The following is a 14,607-nucleotide window of genomic DNA, read 5'->3' as shown; positions in this document are numbered from 1 at the left end:
GGCTGCCCGAGCCGGTGCTGCGGTCGCTGTTCGCCTCCCCCGGCGCTGCGTACCCTCGCGCTGGGCATGATCCTGGCCCGGCCCAACCGGATGGCGCTGGCCGAGGCGCTGGCGGACGCGCGGGCGCTGCGCGAGGCGCGGGCCTTCCGCGCGGTGGCCCGGGCCGGCCGGGGCTACGTGTTCGCCGGGGCGCCGACGGTACCGGTGACGGTCGCCTGGGGCACCCGGGACCGGATCCTGCCCTACCGGCAGGCCGCGCTGGCCCGGACCCGGCTGCCGGCGGCCCGGCACCTCGACCTGGCCGGTTGCGGGCACGTGCCGATGCACGACGACCCGGAGCTGGTCGCCTCGGTCATCCTCGGCACCACCGGCGCGCGGGCAGCCTGACCGGGTTCACTCGGTGGCGCCGAACGGGTCGGTGCGCACGTACCGCATCGTCCAGCCGCCCCCGTCGTGGGGATGGCCGCGCTCGTAGAGGTGATCCGCCTCGCCGCCGGGCGGCCGGTCGGGGTGGCGCATGATCCACCGCTTCGGCGGCGCCCCGTCCGGCTCGGCCGGCAGTTCCCGGACCAGTTCGTCGGCGGGTCCGCCGACGAACCGTACGCGTACCAGAGCCACCGGGCACCCTCCGTCTCGCCGTCGACACGCTCCCCTGCTCGCGAAGCTACCCCGCGCCGCCCCCGCCCGGGCCGGGAAACCGCCCGGCGGTTTGCCCAGCTCGGGGCCCGGGTAGCGAAACCGGATGGGGCATCCGGTGAGTGCGAGGAGTGGTCGATGAGGACGCTGGGCGGGCGGTACGAGCTCGAACGGCGGGTCGGCATCGGCGGGATGTCCGAGGTGTGGCGGGCGCACGACCTCGTGCTCGACCGGACCGTCGCGGTGAAGCTGATCTCGCCGGGGCTGGACGGCGAGGCCACCTCGGTGAAGCGGATCCGGGCGGAGGCCCGCTCGGCGGCCCGGCTGGTGCACCCGAACGTGGCCAGCGTGCACGACTTCGGCACCGCCGCCCTGCCGGACGGGCGCGCGGTGCCCTACATCGTGATGGAGCTGGCCGAAGGGGAGACGCTCGCCGCCCATCTGCGCGCCGGCCCGCTGGACTGGCGGATCGCGGTGCGGGTCTGCGCCGAGGTGAGCGCCGCGCTGGCCGCCGCGCACGCGCACGGCATCGTGCACCGGGACGTGAAGCCGGCGAACGTGATGCTCACCCCGGCGGGGGTGAAGGTGCTCGACTTCGGGATCGCCACCCCGGCCGGCGCACCCGATCACACGCCGGACGGGATCGTGGTCGGCACGCCGGCGTACCTGGCGCCGGAGCAGCTCGACCGGCAGCCGGCCACCCCCGCCGCCGACATGTACGCCCTGGGCGTTCTCCTCTACTACTGCCTGACCGGCCGGCTCCCGTACGCGGCCGAGAGCACCACGGAACTGCTCGGCGTGGGTGGCCGCCGCCGGCCACCCGAGCCGCTGCCCGATATCGACGGGTTGCCGACCGAGGCGGCCGAGTTGTGCCGGGGCTGCCTCGCCACCGACCCGACCGCCCGGCCGACCAGCCTGATGGCCGCGCTGCTGCTCGCCGAGGCGGTGGACGCCCGGGTCTACGTGCCGATGGTCGCGACGCCGCCCCGCCAGCGGATCGCGCCGGTGTCGGCGTGGACCGAGCGGGCGGCCACGGAGGCGACCGAGGCGATCGCCGTCGACGCGTACCCGACCGGCCGGGCTCGCTGAGGCGCGGCCTGCTCAGGCGCGGTTTCGCCGGGCGGGGGCCGGGTAGCCGGGCGGGTGAGTGACGGGAGGAACGCGATGCCGGATCCGAGTTCCTGGCTGGCCGAGACGGCCACGGCGACCGCCGCGGGCGGTCACGTACGCACCGAAGACGGCGGTCTCTCCTCCGCCCTGGCGTCCCCGTTGGCGCCGCACTGCACCGGCCTGACGCCCGAGCAGCTCCTGGCCGCCGCGTTCGCCTCCTGCCTGCATCATGCCGCGGTGGAGGCGGCCGGCGAGATCACCGACGAGGCGCACACCGTCGAGGTGACCGCGGCGGCGAAGCTGGGCCGCGACGACGACGGCCGGTACCGGGCCGACGTGCACGCCGAGATCTCCTCGGCCGGCCTCACCCGGGAGCAGTTGGCGGACCTGGTCGCGCACGCGGATCGGCTCTGGCCGTTCTCCAGCGGCGACAACAGCCGGCACCGGCTCACCGTCACCCCGGCGGAGAACGGCCGGCACTGACGGTTCACCAGCGGAAACCGGCGGTCACCGCCCGGTGGTCGCTGTCCGGGGTGTGCACCACCCCGGCCGCGGTAGGGGTGAGCCCCCGGTAGAGGACGTGGTCCGGGCGGGTCACCGGGAGGTCCGCCGGCCAGGTGAAGCCGAAGCCCTGACCGGCGTCGGCCTGGGCGTCGCGCAGCAGGCGGGTGAGCGGCGCGAAGACCCGGTCGGTGGTGGCGGTGTTCAGATCCCCGAGCACCACCAGCCGGGACGCGTCGTCGGCCCGGACGATCGCCGCGAGGGCGGCGAGGGTCTCGTCGCGGGTGGCGGTGTGCCCGGCCCGGGCCGAGCCGAGGTGGACCACGTACACCGCCAGGTCGCCCTCCGGGGCGGCGACCACCGCCCGCAGCGCGCGCTCCCACCCGAGGCCGGTGTCCATCCCGTGCGCCTCGCGGATCGGCCAGCGGCTCCACAGGGCGACGGTGGAGACCGCGGCCCGGTGCGGGTAGCGGCCGCGCAGCGCGGCGGCGACCGCGCCGCCGTCGTCGACCTCCTGGAGCCCGATCAGGTCCGGGCCGGCGTCGGCGAGGGCGTCGACCGTGGCGGCCGGGTCGGGATTGCCGGCGCGCAGGTTCTGGCTGGCCACCCGGAGCGAGGTGGCGCCCGCCCCGGAGGCCGGCGGCAGCCAGACGCCGCCGTAGAGCGCCGCCCAGACCAGCGCCGGCAGCAGGACCACGAGCAGGGCCCGGCGGGACCGGCGCAGCAGCGCCGCCAGCGCGAGCAGGGGTACGCCGAGCCCGAGCAGCGGGGTGGCGCTGTCGACCAGGCTGCCCAGGCCGTGCACGTTGGGCACCGCGCGGTGGCCGACGAGCAGCACGGCGAGCAGGACGGCGCACAGGCTGACGATCAGTCCCCGTCGGCCCTGGCGGCCGGCGGGTTCTCCGGCGGCCCGCTCATCGACCATCTGCTCCGTCACCGTCCGCATCGTATCGAGACAGCGGACCTCGGGTGCGGTGATCGGGGTACGCCCCGTCGTGGGCCGCCTGGCCTCTGGGGATCCCCAGGTGACGGGCCTGCCCCTCAGCCGAACGGAGGAGGGCGGACGGAACCGCCGAAAAGATGATCATGCGTCGGTTCTGCCCGGGTGTTTCCGACATGAACGGAAAATGCGAAACGTGGAGAAGATCGAATTCGTCTTGCACCGAGCGTAATGTGCGGGCGGATCATGGCAAATTGTGGCGCATGCCACTAACCACCCCGATGGCAAGAGCCGAGAAGCTTTCTAGCCTCGGCGGGTGCATCCCGACGACCCCATTGAGCAGCAGCCGACCGATACGTCGCCCGTTCGCCGTACGATCGACCCGGCATCAGCCGAACGGACGATCGGGCGGCACCGGGCCCCGGAACCGCGGCGGCGCGGGCCGGTCCGGTCCACCCCCGCCCGGGTCGCCGTCGCCACCGGCGTGACCTGCTGCCTCGGTCTGATCGGGGTCGTCGGCGCCAAGGAGACCGGGCAGCGGCACGAGCCGGTCCGCGAGGTGCTCGCCGACCGGGCGGCGGCGGCCAGCGAGGAGCGGGCCTCCCGGGACTTCGAGCGCGGCGCCCCGCCGGTCGCCGTGCCGGTCACCCCCATCCCGGTCGCCACGCCCAGCCCGACACCCACGAAGAAGGCGCCCAAGAAGCCGGTCCGGCCCAAGCGCCCCCGGCCCGTCGCCGGGCTGGACCAGCGGCAGATGGACAACGCCAAGACGATCGTCGACGTGGGCCTGAGCCTGAAGATGCCCCGCCGGGCGCTGGTGGTGGCCGTGGCCACCGCCATGCAGGAGAGCGACCTCTACAACCTGGCCAGCGACGTGCTCCCCGAGTCGTTCGACTACCCGCACCAGGGCAGCGGCTCCGACCACGACTCGATCGGGCTGTTCCAGCAGCGGCCCAGCAGCGGCTGGGGCACCGTCGCCGAGATCATGCGGCCGGCGTACGCGGCCCGGGCCTTCTTCACCGCGCTGAGCAAGGTGCCCGGCTGGACGGAGATGAGCGTCACGGCGGCGGCCCAGGCGGTGCAGGTCTCCGCCTTCCCCGACGCGTACGCGCAGCACGAGCAGCGGGCCACCACGGTGGTGGCGGCGCTGGCCTGAGCCGGCGCTCAGGCGGCGCTGCGCTCGGCGGCGCCGCCGCTCGGCACGCCCGCGGCGGCGGTCGGCGTGTCCGGGGGAACCGTGTCGCCGGGTACCCCCGACAGGACCTCGTCGACGCGGGCCTCGCGCCGGCGGCGGGCCAGCAGCGCCGCCTCGAAGTCCCGGCGGGCCCGGACCGCCTCGGCGTAGGCCTGCTCGCGTACCTGGCGGGCCTCCTCGCGGGCGGCCTCCAACTCGCTGCGGGCCTGGGCCAGCAGCCTGGCGGCCTCCCGCTCGGCGGCCGTCCCGGCGGCCACCTCGCCGTCGACCACGGCGGTCCGACGGCGCAGGAAGTCGCAGAGATGGGTCGCGTCCTCCCGGATCTGATCCCACTCGCGGCCGGCGCCGGCGGCGCTCTCCGCGCGGGCCGCGAGCCGGACCAACCGGATTCCCAGCTCATCCAGGCAGGAGTCCACCTGCCGCTGGTCGTAACCGGTCTCAACCACGGAGAACCTCATGCGTGTCGCCCCCCAGGCAGCTGGTGTCACTTCCCCACCTGACGATCCTGGGCGGCGGGTGGCCACGCCCGCGGCGGTTCCCGCAAAATGTTCAGCATCCGGACGCCCGGACGAAGGTGGTCAGGAGTGCTTGGGGAGCACGACCACCCGGCCGAAGAACTCGTCGATGCGGCGCACCACGTCGTTGAAGTCGTCCAGGTCGATCGGCTTCGTCACGTACGCGTTGGCCTGGAGGGTGTAGCTGCCGAGGATGTCGGTGTCGGCGTTGGAGGTGGTCAGCACGACGATCGGGATGGTGCGCAGGTCCTCGTCCCGCTTGACCTCGCCGAGCACCTGGCGCCCGTCCATCCGCGGCATGTTCAGGTCGAGCAGGATGACGTCGGGCCGCCGCGCCTCGGTGTGCCGACCCTCGCGGCGGAGGAACTCCATCGCCTCCTGGCCGTCGTTGACCACGTCGATGATCTTCTCGACGTCGGAGTCCTCGAGGGCCTCCTCGATCATCAGGACGTCACCCGGGTCGTCGTCCACCACCAGGATACGAACGGGGCTCGGGGTGCCATGACCCATGGGACTACCTGCTTCGTCTCGGAGGTGGAGCGCCGACGGCGAAATCGACTGTCGGCGGGGAAATCTATCCGATCAGGAGGCGGCCGGCGTGGCCGGGTCGGCCCGGTCCGCCCCGTAGCTCAGCACCTCGGCCAGCCCGGTCATCTGGAGCACCCGGGCCACCCGACCGGTCGCGCCGGTGACCCGCAACCAGCCGCCCGCGGCGGCGGCCAGGTTGTCGCCGCGGACGAACGCGGCGATCCCGGTGGAGTCGCAAAAGGTCAGCCCGGCGAGGTCCAGCAGCAACTCACGGTGCCCCTCGGCGGCCAGCCGGTCGATGGCGGCGGTGAGCTCCGGCGCGGTGCTCAGGTCGAGCTCACCCGCGAGCCGGAGGCAGGCCGGGCCGCCGTCCCGCTGGGCGTACGCGACGGTGAACGTCACCCTGGCCCCTCTCGCTCGCACCGCAGGTCGATCCGTGCAGTGCAGCAAGTATACGCAGGTCTCGCCGCGACGCCCGCACCCTGGCGGTCACCGTCCGGACGCGGCCGACAGCCCGCCGACCAGGACGCGGGCCCGGTCGAGGAACCGCCCGGCCCGGGGGAAGTCGCGCAGCCGCTGTCCATAGTGGTCGAGGGTGAGCCCGACCGCGCTCGCCGGCACCCGGCGGCTGACCAGGATCGCCACCAACCACTCGACGAACTCGGTGAAGAGGGTCTCGTCGTCGACGTAGAGGGCGGCGGCCAAGAAGTCGATGATGTAGCCCAGGTCGCTGACGGTCGAGTCGAGCTGGGCCGGGGTGTAGTCGCGCACCCCCGGCACCCGCTCCCGCAGATCGGCCAGGGCGCTGTCGATCAGCTCACCGCGCCGCTTGGCCAAGCTCGCGTACTCGTCGTCGGCGAGGTGGTCGAGCCGCGCCGGCGGCACCGCGCGCAGCGCCCGCTCGTCGGCGACCAGGCCGGCCGCGGTGGGCGCGTCCGGCGACCACGGCACGCCGAGCACCCGGGCCCAGCGGCCGTCGTCGCCGAAGCCGCGCCCGCCGACCACCACCGGCACGTCCGAGCGGCGGCAGGCCTCGATCATCCGGTGCACGTGCAGCAGCCGCATCGGCAACGCGCAGGCCAGGGCCACCGCGTGCGCGTCGTTGCGGTGCAGGTAGGACACCAGGTGCGCCGCGGGCACGCTGGCGCCGAGGAAGGTGATCTGCCAGCCGCGCAGCCGCAGCACCTCCCACCAGCCGGGCCGGCAGCGCGTGCCACTCGCCGTCCATGCAGGCCACCACGATCCGGCCCCGGGTCGGGCGGGGATCGGCGTACGCGGCGACGGCGGCCACCACCCGCTCGCTGATGTGGGTGGCGGCGTGCTCCTGGGCCACGCTCCACTCGTCGCGCGCCCACCGCTCCCCCACCTCGGCCTGCGCCGGGGCGACCAGGTCCAGCAGCACCCGCTCGGCCGGCACGCCGGCCTCCAGCAGCCCGCGCGCCACCTCGACGGCGGCGTGCTCGTCGGCCTCCGCCAGGCACTCCAGGTAGCCGGGGAAGGCGCGGGCCGGCTCGGCCTCGGTGGTCGTCGCGGTCACGCGTCGGTCTCTCTCGGTCGGTCGGCGCCGCTCGGGCCGGGCACCGCGTGCAGGTGGCGGCCGGAACGGCCGCCCGGGCCGGTGGCCCGCAACGCGAGCACGGCGATGTCGTCGTGGTCGCCGTGGTCGCCGTGGGCGAGCCAGTCGCAGGTCACCTGCTCGACCCGCTCGGCGAGCGCCGGGGCCGGCATCCGGTGGCAGCCGGTCAGCGCGTGGAACAGCCGCTCTGCGCCGAACTGCTCGTCGCCCCGCCGGCCGCCCCGCGCCTCGGTCACCCCGTCGCTGTAGAGCAGGCAGGTCTCGCCCGGCGCGAGCTGCACGGTCACCTCGCCGATCCGGGGATCCGGCACCACGCCGATCAGCATCCCGCTCAGCGGGACCACCTCGATCTCGCCGGAGGCCCGCAGCACCAGCGGCGGAAGGTGGCCGCCCCCGGCCATGGTCAGCGTGAGGCTGCCGTCGCGGTGCGGGCGCGCCACGCCCAGCACCATGGTGGCGAAGCGGCCCTGCCCGTGCGCCTGGGTGGTCTCCAGCAGCGCGTCGTTGAGCAGCTTCAGCAGCCGTGCCGGCTGCGACTCGACCCGGTGCAGCGCGTGCAGGCACTGGCGGAGCTGGCCGGTGAACACGGCCGCCTCGACGCCCTTGCCCGAGACGTCGCCGAGGAAGAAGACCGAGCCGCCGTCGAGGAGCCGGTGGGAGCCGTAGAAGTCGCCGCCGATCCGCAGCCCGGCCTGCGCCGGCCGGTACGCGGTGCCCCACTGCACACCGGCGGCCGCCGCCGGCTCGACGGGCAGCAGGCTGGCCTGAAGGGTGTCGGCGACCTCGGCCTGGTCCCGGTAGAGCACGGCGGTGGTCAGCGCGGCACCGGCCCGGGCCGCGAAGGCGCGGACCAGGTCGCGGTCGGCCTCGTCGAACCAGCGGCCGGCCCGTCGGGCGACCAGCAGCACCCCGGCCGGAGACTCCCGGCCCGGCAGCGGCACCACCCGCGCGGTGACTCCCGCCGCCTCGGGGCCGGGCAGCCAGCCGGCCTCGACGGCCTGCTCCACGAGCCAGTCCACGGCATGCGGCTCGGCGCCGCCGAGGCCCTCCTCCATCGCTGACGGCAGCGCCGTGGCGGCGAGCACGCCACTGTCCACGGCGGGTCCCTCGTCGTCCGCGCGCACCGCCCGCCACCAGCGGGCCCGGCCCGAGCGCGGGGCCAGCACCAACACCGAGACGTCGGCCACGGTCGGCACGGCCAGCCGAACCACCGCGGCGGCGGCGCGGTCGGGGTGCAGGGGGTTGCCGAGCTTCTCACCGACCACGGCGAGGAACGCCGAGCGGGCCCGCTCGGCGAGCAACGCGTCGGCCCGGCTGACGCTCTCGGTGACGTCCTCGACGTAGGAGCAGCGGCGGCCGGCGGAGAGCGGGACCCGGCGCAGCCGGAGCCGCCGGCCGTGATGGGTGAACTCGCCCGGGTCGTCGGCGAGCAGCGCGGGCACGCCGGCCGCGGCGAGCACCTCGCCGGTCACCACCTCGGGGACCAGTCGCTCGGCGACCGGGCTGAGATGCCGCACCACACCGTCGGCGTCCGAGACGATGAGGCCCTCGCGGAAGTGCTCCACCACCTCCGACCAGTCGGGCGTGGGCAGACCGCGATCCGGGGCCAGGGGCGGCAGGGCCGGCGTGACGGCGGGCCGCACCCGACCTCGTCTGACACCCGGCTTGGAGACCCGTCCGTCGCCCGGGTCAGCGCCCCTGACGTCGGCAGCAGTCACCAGCTGAGCCCCACTCCTTGGTCGATACCGCGGTCCGCCGAAAACCGGCGGGTATGGTCAAATCTCCTCGCCCCACCCTACGCCGGTGCGCCGGGACCGCCACCCCACGGCCGCGCTCCGACCTGCGCACGCGCTGTCCGGCGGGCCGGCTCCGGGGTTGTTACGATCCGGAACGACCCGGCCCGACCGGCCGGCGGGGAAAGGCGTGATGGTGCCACCTCAACGGAGAACGCCCGAGGCGATGCCGCTGACCATCTCGGTCGACCGGTCCGATCCCGTGGCCCCCGTCATCAGGGCCGGCGGTGAGCTCGCCTTCACCACGGCCGCCCCGCTGCGGGCCGAGGTCGACCGGCTGCTGGCCGAGGGCCCACGAACGCTCGTGCTGGACTTCCGCGACCTGCTCTTCATCGACAGCACCGGGCTGTCGGTGATCGTGCACGCCTGGCGGCAGGGCCAGGAGGGCGGCACGGACATCCAGCTGCGGGAGACCCCGCGCTTCCTGGCGACCATCCTCGACATGACCGGGGTCACCGGCCTGCTGACCCGGCCGCAGCCGACCGGCCGGTCCGAGCGGCCCGCGACGGACTCGTCGGCCCTTGCCTGAGCACCCCGGGTTCTCCGAATCAGCCCGGACTGGGAACATGGCCGCATGCCCTCCCAGCTGTTGACCATCGAGGTGAACCGGCTCGACGCCGGACGTGCCCGGCTTCGGCTGACCGGCGAGTTGGACTACGACAGCGCGCCGGACCTGGTCGCCGCGGCCGCCGAGCTGCGCCGCGACGGCTACCGGGAGCTGCTGCTCGACTTCGGCGGGGTGGCGCTCTGCGACTCCTCCGGTCTCAGCGCCCTGGTGGTCATCCACCGGGCCGGCGCCGGCGCGGTACGACTGGAGCACGCGAAGGCGCAGCTGCGGCAGCTGCTCGACCGCACCGGGCTGGCCGAGCTGCTGGCCGGGTCGCCCGCGGCGGCCGAGGAGTCCCGCGAGGTCGGCTGACCGCCGCCCCGGAACAGGGGGTGGCCCCCGACCCTGGGACCAGGGGCCGGGGGCGGGGAGGGTGGCTCAGGCAGCCGGGGCAGGCTGCAGGCGCGGGCCGGACTCGCGCAGCTCCCCCACAGTGGGTGAGGCCGCGTCCTCCGGCGCGCCGGAATCAGGCGTCTGGAACAGGTAACGGACGAACTCCCCACCCGCCTCGTTGTCGTCCGCTCCGGGCCACTGGCCCACACAGTCGACGCCGACGACCTCGCGTCCGCTGCCGTCGCTCTCCTCCAGCAGCGCCCAGAGGGTCACCGGATAGCAGCGGGTGCCCTCCGGGTCGACCTGCCACCGCGCGTACCAGCCGGGCCGGGCGGGGACGATCTCGACGATCCGTTTCATGACGACCTGCCCTTCCGCGTGCGTCGGAAGTTCTTCCGGTCCACCCCGATCGTGCGGCACCCCCGGGTGACCGGTCCTCACCCGCAGCGAGTGAAGCTGTCCGGTCCGGCAGCACCCGTTTCCTTCCCAGCAGCGCCGGGAAGGCGACCGGCGCAAGCGCAACCGACCAGGAACGAGGTGCGACGATGCGCAAGCAGATGGAGGGCGACAACCAGCGCCGCCGGGCCCTGGCCCGGGAGGCCAGGGAACGCGGTCGGCAGCCCAGCCAGACCGGCGCCAGCCTGAGCGCGTCCAAGCAGATCACCTCGCTGGACCGGCGCGAACGGTCCGGCCCCGCGCCGGCCGGCCATCGCAAGCCGGACACCACGCGCGGCGGTCCCGCGCCGCCGCCGGCGGCCGTGGCGGAACGCCCGCGCCCGCTGCCCGACGAGCGGCCGGTCCGGGTGACCACGCTGGGCTACCGGGATCTCGTCGACGACGTGAGCCGGCGGGCCGGGGTGGACTTCTCGACCGCCAAGGTCGCGGCCGAGGCGACCGTGCTCGCGCTGGCCTGGGCGCTCGACGAGGCCGAGCGGGAGCGGCTGCTCGAGGCGGTGCCGGTGAAGCTGCACGACGTGGTGCCGGTGGACGGCATCGAGCGGCGGCGGGACCTGCCCGGGTTCCTGGCCGAGGTGGGCCGGCGCAGCCGTCTCACCCCCGAGCAGGCGCGCTACCAGGCCGAGGCGACCCTCGCGGCGCTGGCCGACGCGGACGGCGAACTGGTCGAGTCGCTGCGCGTACCGGACGGGTTGCGGGACCTGCTCGCCCCGTCGGAGCCGGGCGGCGGCCTGGTGGGTGCGACGTCCGCCACCGCCCCGCTGGACGAGCAGGAACTGCGGGCCGCGCTCGGCGGGCTGCCGTACTGGTCCAGCGACCGGCAGTCGCTGGTGCGCACCATCGAGCTGCCGGCCGACAACCTGGACCGGGTGCTCGACCGGCTCGACCTGATCCGGGTGGACACCGGGCGCGGCCCGCAGATCGGCCGGCCCGACCCGGACAGCGCCGTGCTCACCGTGCGCACCGAGCAGGTCGACGGGGTGACGGCGCTGGACGTGGACCTGGCCCGGCAGGTCGACGCCGCCATCGAGGAGGCCGGCGCCGGGATGGCCGCCGGCTGAGCCGTGGGCGACCGGGCCGGCGGGCACCGCGCCCGCCGGCCCGCCGTGGCCGGGTAGCGTTGCCCGCCGTGGAGGGCGACGCCGAGGTCCTGGAGATCGTCGTGGACCGGGCCCGGCCCACCGGCCGGACCCTGCGCGCCGCCGGGGTCGAACAGTCCTACGTCGACATCGCGGACCCGCGCCACCTGCACTTCGAGTACGTGCGGCGGATGGCCGCCGTGGTCGACCTGGCAGCCCCGCCGCGCCGGCCGCTGGCCGCCCTGCACCTGGGCGGCGGGGCGCTGACCCTGCCGCGCTGGCTGGCCGCCACCCGGCCCGGCTCCCCGCAGCTTGTGATCGAGCGGAACCCGGCGGTGGTCGAGCTGGTCCGCCGCGAGCTGCCGCCGGCGCCTCCCGAGGTGGTCGTGGAGATCGGCGACGCCCGGGACGCGGTCACCGCCGCGCCGGCCGGGGCGTACTACCTGGTGCTGGCCGATGTCTACCGGGCGGCCCGGATGCCCCGGCACGTGGCGAGCGTCGAGTTCGCCGCCGAGGCGGCCCGGGTGCTCGCCCCGGACGGCATCCTCCTGGTCAACGTCACCGACCTGCCGCCGCTGGCGCACACGCGAACGCAGGTCGCCACGCTGCGGGCGGTCTTCGCCGACGTCTGCCTGGTCGCCGACCGGCGGATGCTGCGCGGCCGGCGGTACGGCAACCTGGTGCTCGCCGCCGCGACCCGCCCCGGCCGGCTGCCGGTACGCCGGCTCGTCGCCCGCGCCGCCGGCGACCCGGTGCCCGGCGGCGTGCTGCACGGGGCGGCGCTGGACGCCTTCGTCGCCGGCGCCCTGCCGGCCACCGACGCCACCCTGGCCGAGGACTGACCGGGTAGGGTTTCCGCCGGTCCGCGGCGGGTAGCCGCGCCGGATGAGCAACGCCGAAGACCGATCCACCGCCCGCCGGGCGCTGATCGTGATCGGTTTGGTGCTCGTCACGCTGGTCGGGCTGGCGCTGGTCTGGGCGACCCGACGGGTGCTGGTCTGGGCCCTGGTCGCGGCCTTCTTCGCGGTCGCCCTGAAACCCCTGGTCGACGGGGTGGAACGGCGGCTGGTCCGGCGCCGGGCACTGGCCACCCTGCTGGTCTTCCTGGCCACCTTCGTGCTGCTGGCCGCGCTGGGCGCGATGATCGTGCTGCCGCTGGTCGACGAGCTGCGCCGGTTCGCCGACCAGGCCCCGGAGCTGCTCCGCGACGTCCGCGCCGGGCGGGGACCGGTCGGCGAGGCGTTGAACCGGTTCCACCTGCGCCGGTACGCCGACACCCACGCCGACCAGCTCCAGCGCTACGGCTCCCGGCTCGGTCAGCCGGCGGCCGGCGTGGTCCGGGGCGTGCTCGAGACCGTCGCCGCGGTGGTCACCGTGGTGGTGCTGGCCTACCTGATGGTGCTGGAGGCCCCGAAGATCATCGCCGGCACGCTCAAGCTGGTCGGCGACGGTGCGGCGGAGCGACTGCGGCGCATCGGCCGGGACTCCTCCCGGATCATCACCGGCTACCTCAGCGGCAACCTCCTGATCAGCGTGATCTGCGGCGGGCTGACCTTCGGGGTGCTCTTCCTCGCCGGGGTGCCGTTCGCCGGGGTGATCGCCCTGGTGGTCGCGCTGGCCGACCTGATTCCGCTGGTCGGGGCCACCCTCGGGGCGATCGTCGCGGCCGGGGCGGCGTTCCTGCACTCCCCCACCGCCGGCGTCGTGGTGCTGGTCTTCTTCGTGGTCTACCAGCAGGTCGAGAATCACCTGCTGCAGCCCGTCATCATGGCCCGCGCCGTGCGGCTGAACCCGTTGACCGTCCTGGTCAGCGTGCTGCTCGCCGCAGAGCTGGCCGGACTGGTGGGCGCTCTGCTGGCCATCCCGGTGGCCGGGATCGGGCAGGTCCTGCTGCGCGAGTTCAACGCCGGCGGCCGGCAGGCGCTGCCCGTCCCGGCCGAACCCGGCCGGGGCCCGGCGGTACGACGCAGAGCCGGCGGCCGGAAACCCGCGGACGGGAACCCGCCGCCGGCCGGCGGCTGACCCGGTCAGCGGCGGTGGACCACCTCGGGCGACTCGCTCTCCAGCGGCACCGCGTTCGCCGATACCAGGCCGAGTTGCACGGCGGGCCGGGTCAGGGCGGCGTCGAGCAGCCAGTCCGCGCCGACCCGGGCCCGGTTGCTGGGCATGGCATAAAGGTGATAGCCGCGGGTGACCGCCTTGGCCGGCAGGCCGGCCAGTGGCACGTGCAGCGGGTTGGCCGCCGCTTCCTTACCGCCGAGATCGACCACCCAGCCCAGGTCGCGGTGCTTGTACGTCTTCCGGGTGCCCTGCCCGTACGAGGCGGCGATGTTGTGCGCGGCGAGCTTGCCCTGCCGCTGCGCGTGCTGGGCGGTCATCGCGCAGATCTGCCCGGGGCGGGTCGGGTCGGGCACGGCCGCCGCGTCGCCGCAGGCGAACACCTCGGGGTAGCCGGGGACGTTGAGGTACTCGTCGACCACGAGGCGGCCCTTCTCGGTGCGCAGCCCCAGCTCGGCCACGAACGGGTCGGGGCGCACGCCGACGCACCAGACCAGGCTGCACGTGGGCACGTACTCGCCGTCGGTGAGCAGCACCCCGTCCGGGGTGGCCTCGGAGACCGAGGTGCCCATCCGCACGTCGACGCCGCGCCGGCGCAGCACCCGGTCGGCGGTGACGGACAGCCGCTGGTCCAGCTCGGGCAGGACGCGCGGGGCCACGTCCAGCAGCATCCAGCGGGGCCGCACCTTGAGGTGGGGGCGCTGCGCCATCAGCCGGTCGGTGAAGAGCTGGCCGTGCGCGGCGACCTCGGTGCCGGTGTAGCCCGCGCCGACGACCACGAAGGTGGACCGGGACCGCTGCTCGGCCGGGTCGTCGGCCAGCTCGGCCAGCTCGGTCTGGCGGACCACGTGGTCGTGCAGGTAGAGCGCCTCGGGAAGGCCCCGGAAGCCGTGCGCGTACTCGGTCACCCCGGGAATCGGCAGCAGCTTGTTGACGCTGCCCACGCAGAGCACCAGCCGGTCGTACGCGAGCTGACCGTGGTCCCCCTCCACGGAGCGGTAGCCGACCCAGTGGTTCTGCAGGTCGACCCGGTCCGCCTCGCCGATCACCACGCGGACGCCGTCGAGGGTGCCGGCGAGCGGCACGGCGATCCGGGTGGGCTCCACCACCCCGGCGGCCACCTCGGGCAGCAGCGGCAGGTAGAGGAAGTAGTCGGTCGTGTTCAGCAGGACGATCTCGGCCCGCTTGCCGGCCCGCCGGATCAACGTCTTCGCCGCGTGGTATCCGGCGAACCCGGCCCCCACGATCACCACACGAGGCTTCGTCATTGCGGACCCGTT

General features: G+C 75.1%; 18 protein-coding genes and 1 pseudogene. 9 read left to right on the top strand and 10 right to left on the bottom strand.

Features of this window, described 5'->3' with window-relative positions:
- Positions 1-66 precede the first annotated feature (66 nt).
- Positions 67-387 (top strand): alpha/beta fold hydrolase, encoded by a 321-nt coding sequence (locus tag AC0OLQ_RS13850; protein ID WP_484532539.1) that lies wholly within the window; start codon positions 67-69, stop codon positions 385-387.
- Between the two features lie 6 nt (positions 388-393).
- On the opposite strand, the gene AC0OLQ_RS13845 is transcribed toward AC0OLQ_RS13850, so the two are convergent.
- Complete coding sequence (locus AC0OLQ_RS13845; RefSeq protein ID WP_484531643.1) at positions 394-618, bottom strand: hypothetical protein; 225 nt, start codon at positions 616-618, stop codon at positions 394-396.
- A 156-nt stretch (positions 619-774) separates the two neighbouring features.
- On the opposite strand from AC0OLQ_RS13845, the gene AC0OLQ_RS13840 reads away from it, so the two are divergent.
- Both AC0OLQ_RS13840 and AC0OLQ_RS13835 read left to right on the top strand, forming a co-directional pair.
- A complete protein-coding gene (locus tag AC0OLQ_RS13840) occupies positions 775-1,725 on the top strand; it encodes a serine/threonine-protein kinase (RefSeq protein ID WP_484531642.1) in 951 nt (316 codons plus the stop codon).
- 75 nt (positions 1,726-1,800) lie between these two features.
- A complete protein-coding gene (locus AC0OLQ_RS13835) occupies positions 1,801-2,229 on the top strand; it encodes an OsmC family protein (protein WP_091309083.1) in 429 nt (142 codons plus the stop codon).
- A gap of 4 nt (positions 2,230-2,233) precedes the next feature.
- On the opposite strand, the gene AC0OLQ_RS13830 is transcribed toward AC0OLQ_RS13835, so the two are convergent.
- A complete protein-coding gene (locus tag AC0OLQ_RS13830) occupies positions 2,234-3,184 on the bottom strand; it encodes an endonuclease/exonuclease/phosphatase family protein (protein ID WP_484531641.1) in 951 nt (316 codons plus the stop codon).
- A 319-nt stretch (positions 3,185-3,503) separates the two neighbouring features.
- Between AC0OLQ_RS13830 and AC0OLQ_RS13825 the strand changes: the two genes are divergently transcribed.
- Entirely contained in the window at positions 3,504-4,343 is an 840-nt protein-coding gene (locus AC0OLQ_RS13825) for a hypothetical protein (RefSeq protein WP_484531640.1), read from the top strand.
- Between the two features lie 8 nt (positions 4,344-4,351).
- Here the strand turns inward: AC0OLQ_RS13825 and AC0OLQ_RS13820 are convergent, their stop codons facing one another.
- From AC0OLQ_RS13820 to AC0OLQ_RS13795, 6 genes and pseudogenes are all read right to left on the bottom strand, one after another.
- On the bottom strand, positions 4,352-4,840 hold the full coding sequence (locus tag AC0OLQ_RS13820) for an ATP synthase subunit B family protein (protein ID WP_484531639.1): 489 nt from the start codon (positions 4,838-4,840) through the stop codon (positions 4,352-4,354).
- Between the two features lie 120 nt (positions 4,841-4,960).
- Positions 4,961-5,407 (bottom strand): response regulator, encoded by a 447-nt coding sequence (locus tag AC0OLQ_RS13815; RefSeq protein ID WP_484531638.1) that lies wholly within the window; start codon positions 5,405-5,407, stop codon positions 4,961-4,963.
- 72 nt (positions 5,408-5,479) lie between these two features.
- A complete protein-coding gene (locus tag AC0OLQ_RS13810) occupies positions 5,480-5,827 on the bottom strand; it encodes an STAS domain-containing protein (RefSeq protein ID WP_357345100.1) in 348 nt (115 codons plus the stop codon).
- An 87-nt stretch (positions 5,828-5,914) separates the two neighbouring features.
- The gene (locus AC0OLQ_RS13805) at positions 5,915-6,610 is read right to left on the bottom strand and encodes a cobalamin-dependent protein (RefSeq protein WP_484531637.1); all 696 of its coding nucleotides are present in this window, start codon (positions 6,608-6,610) and stop codon (positions 5,915-5,917) included.
- Between the two features lie 157 nt (positions 6,611-6,767).
- A pseudogene (locus tag AC0OLQ_RS13800) lies at positions 6,768-6,869 on the bottom strand (B12-binding domain-containing protein); the annotation flags it as partial.
- An 89-nt stretch (positions 6,870-6,958) separates the two neighbouring features.
- On the bottom strand, positions 6,959-8,719 hold the full coding sequence (locus AC0OLQ_RS13795; protein ID WP_484531636.1) for a PP2C family protein-serine/threonine phosphatase: 1,761 nt from the start codon (positions 8,717-8,719) through the stop codon (positions 6,959-6,961).
- Positions 8,720-8,960: 241 nt separating this feature from the next.
- Between AC0OLQ_RS13795 and AC0OLQ_RS13790 the strand changes: the two genes are divergently transcribed.
- Positions 8,961-9,323 carry an STAS domain-containing protein gene (locus AC0OLQ_RS13790; protein ID WP_484531635.1) on the top strand — a complete coding sequence of 121 codons (363 nt, stop codon included), beginning with the start codon at positions 8,961-8,963 and terminating at the stop codon, positions 9,321-9,323.
- A gap of 45 nt (positions 9,324-9,368) precedes the next feature.
- Positions 9,369-9,713: an STAS domain-containing protein gene (locus AC0OLQ_RS13785; RefSeq protein WP_484531634.1), complete on the top strand. Its 345-nt coding sequence runs from the start codon at positions 9,369-9,371 to the stop codon at positions 9,711-9,713.
- Between the two features lie 66 nt (positions 9,714-9,779).
- Here AC0OLQ_RS13785 and AC0OLQ_RS13780 read toward each other — a convergent pair whose 3' ends face one another.
- The gene (locus AC0OLQ_RS13780; RefSeq protein ID WP_484531633.1) at positions 9,780-10,094 is read right to left on the bottom strand and encodes a hypothetical protein; all 315 of its coding nucleotides are present in this window, start codon (positions 10,092-10,094) and stop codon (positions 9,780-9,782) included.
- Positions 10,095-10,279: 185 nt separating this feature from the next.
- Between AC0OLQ_RS13780 and AC0OLQ_RS13775 the strand changes: the two genes are divergently transcribed.
- From AC0OLQ_RS13775 to AC0OLQ_RS13765, 3 genes are all read left to right on the top strand, one after another.
- A complete protein-coding gene (locus AC0OLQ_RS13775; protein WP_484531632.1) occupies positions 10,280-11,251 on the top strand; it encodes a DUF2267 domain-containing protein in 972 nt (323 codons plus the stop codon).
- Positions 11,252-11,319: 68 nt separating this feature from the next.
- A complete protein-coding gene (locus AC0OLQ_RS13770; RefSeq protein WP_484531631.1) occupies positions 11,320-12,111 on the top strand; it encodes a spermidine synthase in 792 nt (263 codons plus the stop codon).
- A 43-nt stretch (positions 12,112-12,154) separates the two neighbouring features.
- Complete coding sequence (locus AC0OLQ_RS13765; RefSeq protein ID WP_484531630.1) at positions 12,155-13,291, top strand: AI-2E family transporter; 1,137 nt, start codon at positions 12,155-12,157, stop codon at positions 13,289-13,291.
- Positions 13,292-13,296: 5 nt separating this feature from the next.
- Here AC0OLQ_RS13765 and AC0OLQ_RS13760 read toward each other — a convergent pair whose 3' ends face one another.
- Complete coding sequence (locus tag AC0OLQ_RS13760) at positions 13,297-14,595, bottom strand: NAD(P)/FAD-dependent oxidoreductase (protein ID WP_484531629.1); 1,299 nt, start codon at positions 14,593-14,595, stop codon at positions 13,297-13,299.
- Positions 14,596-14,607: the final 12 nt, after the last annotated feature.

The sequence above is a fragment of the Micromonospora sp. Utrum1 genome (genome assembly GCF_057197805.1).
The sequence above is the reverse complement of the archived record's forward strand: the minus strand, read 5'-3'. Positions and strand labels throughout refer to the sequence as shown.

What these genes read in the sequence shown, in the direction of transcription:
- AC0OLQ_RS13820 (WP_484531639.1), bottom strand. Translation starts at nt 4,840, where the DNA reads ATGAGGTTCTCCGTGGTTGAGACCGGTTACGACCAGCGGCAGGTGGAC.
- AC0OLQ_RS13815 (WP_484531638.1), bottom strand. Translation starts at nt 5,407, where the DNA reads ATGGGTCATGGCACCCCGAGCCCCGTTCGTATCCTGGTGGTGGACGAC.
- AC0OLQ_RS13840 (WP_484531642.1), top strand. Translation starts at nt 775, where the DNA reads ATGAGGACGCTGGGCGGGCGGTACGAGCTCGAACGGCGGGTCGGCATC.
- AC0OLQ_RS13850 (WP_484532539.1), top strand. Translation starts at nt 67, where the DNA reads ATGATCCTGGCCCGGCCCAACCGGATGGCGCTGGCCGAGGCGCTGGCG.
- AC0OLQ_RS13775 (WP_484531632.1), top strand. Translation starts at nt 10,280, where the DNA reads ATGCGCAAGCAGATGGAGGGCGACAACCAGCGCCGCCGGGCCCTGGCC.
- AC0OLQ_RS13760 (WP_484531629.1), bottom strand. Translation starts at nt 14,595, where the DNA reads ATGACGAAGCCTCGTGTGGTGATCGTGGGGGCCGGGTTCGCCGGATAC.
- AC0OLQ_RS13790 (WP_484531635.1), top strand. Translation starts at nt 8,961, where the DNA reads ATGCCGCTGACCATCTCGGTCGACCGGTCCGATCCCGTGGCCCCCGTC.
- AC0OLQ_RS13780 (WP_484531633.1), bottom strand. Translation starts at nt 10,094, where the DNA reads ATGAAACGGATCGTCGAGATCGTCCCCGCCCGGCCCGGCTGGTACGCG.
- AC0OLQ_RS13785 (WP_484531634.1), top strand. Translation starts at nt 9,369, where the DNA reads ATGCCCTCCCAGCTGTTGACCATCGAGGTGAACCGGCTCGACGCCGGA.
- AC0OLQ_RS13765 (WP_484531630.1), top strand. Translation starts at nt 12,155, where the DNA reads ATGAGCAACGCCGAAGACCGATCCACCGCCCGCCGGGCGCTGATCGTG.
- AC0OLQ_RS13835 (WP_091309083.1), top strand. Translation starts at nt 1,801, where the DNA reads ATGCCGGATCCGAGTTCCTGGCTGGCCGAGACGGCCACGGCGACCGCC.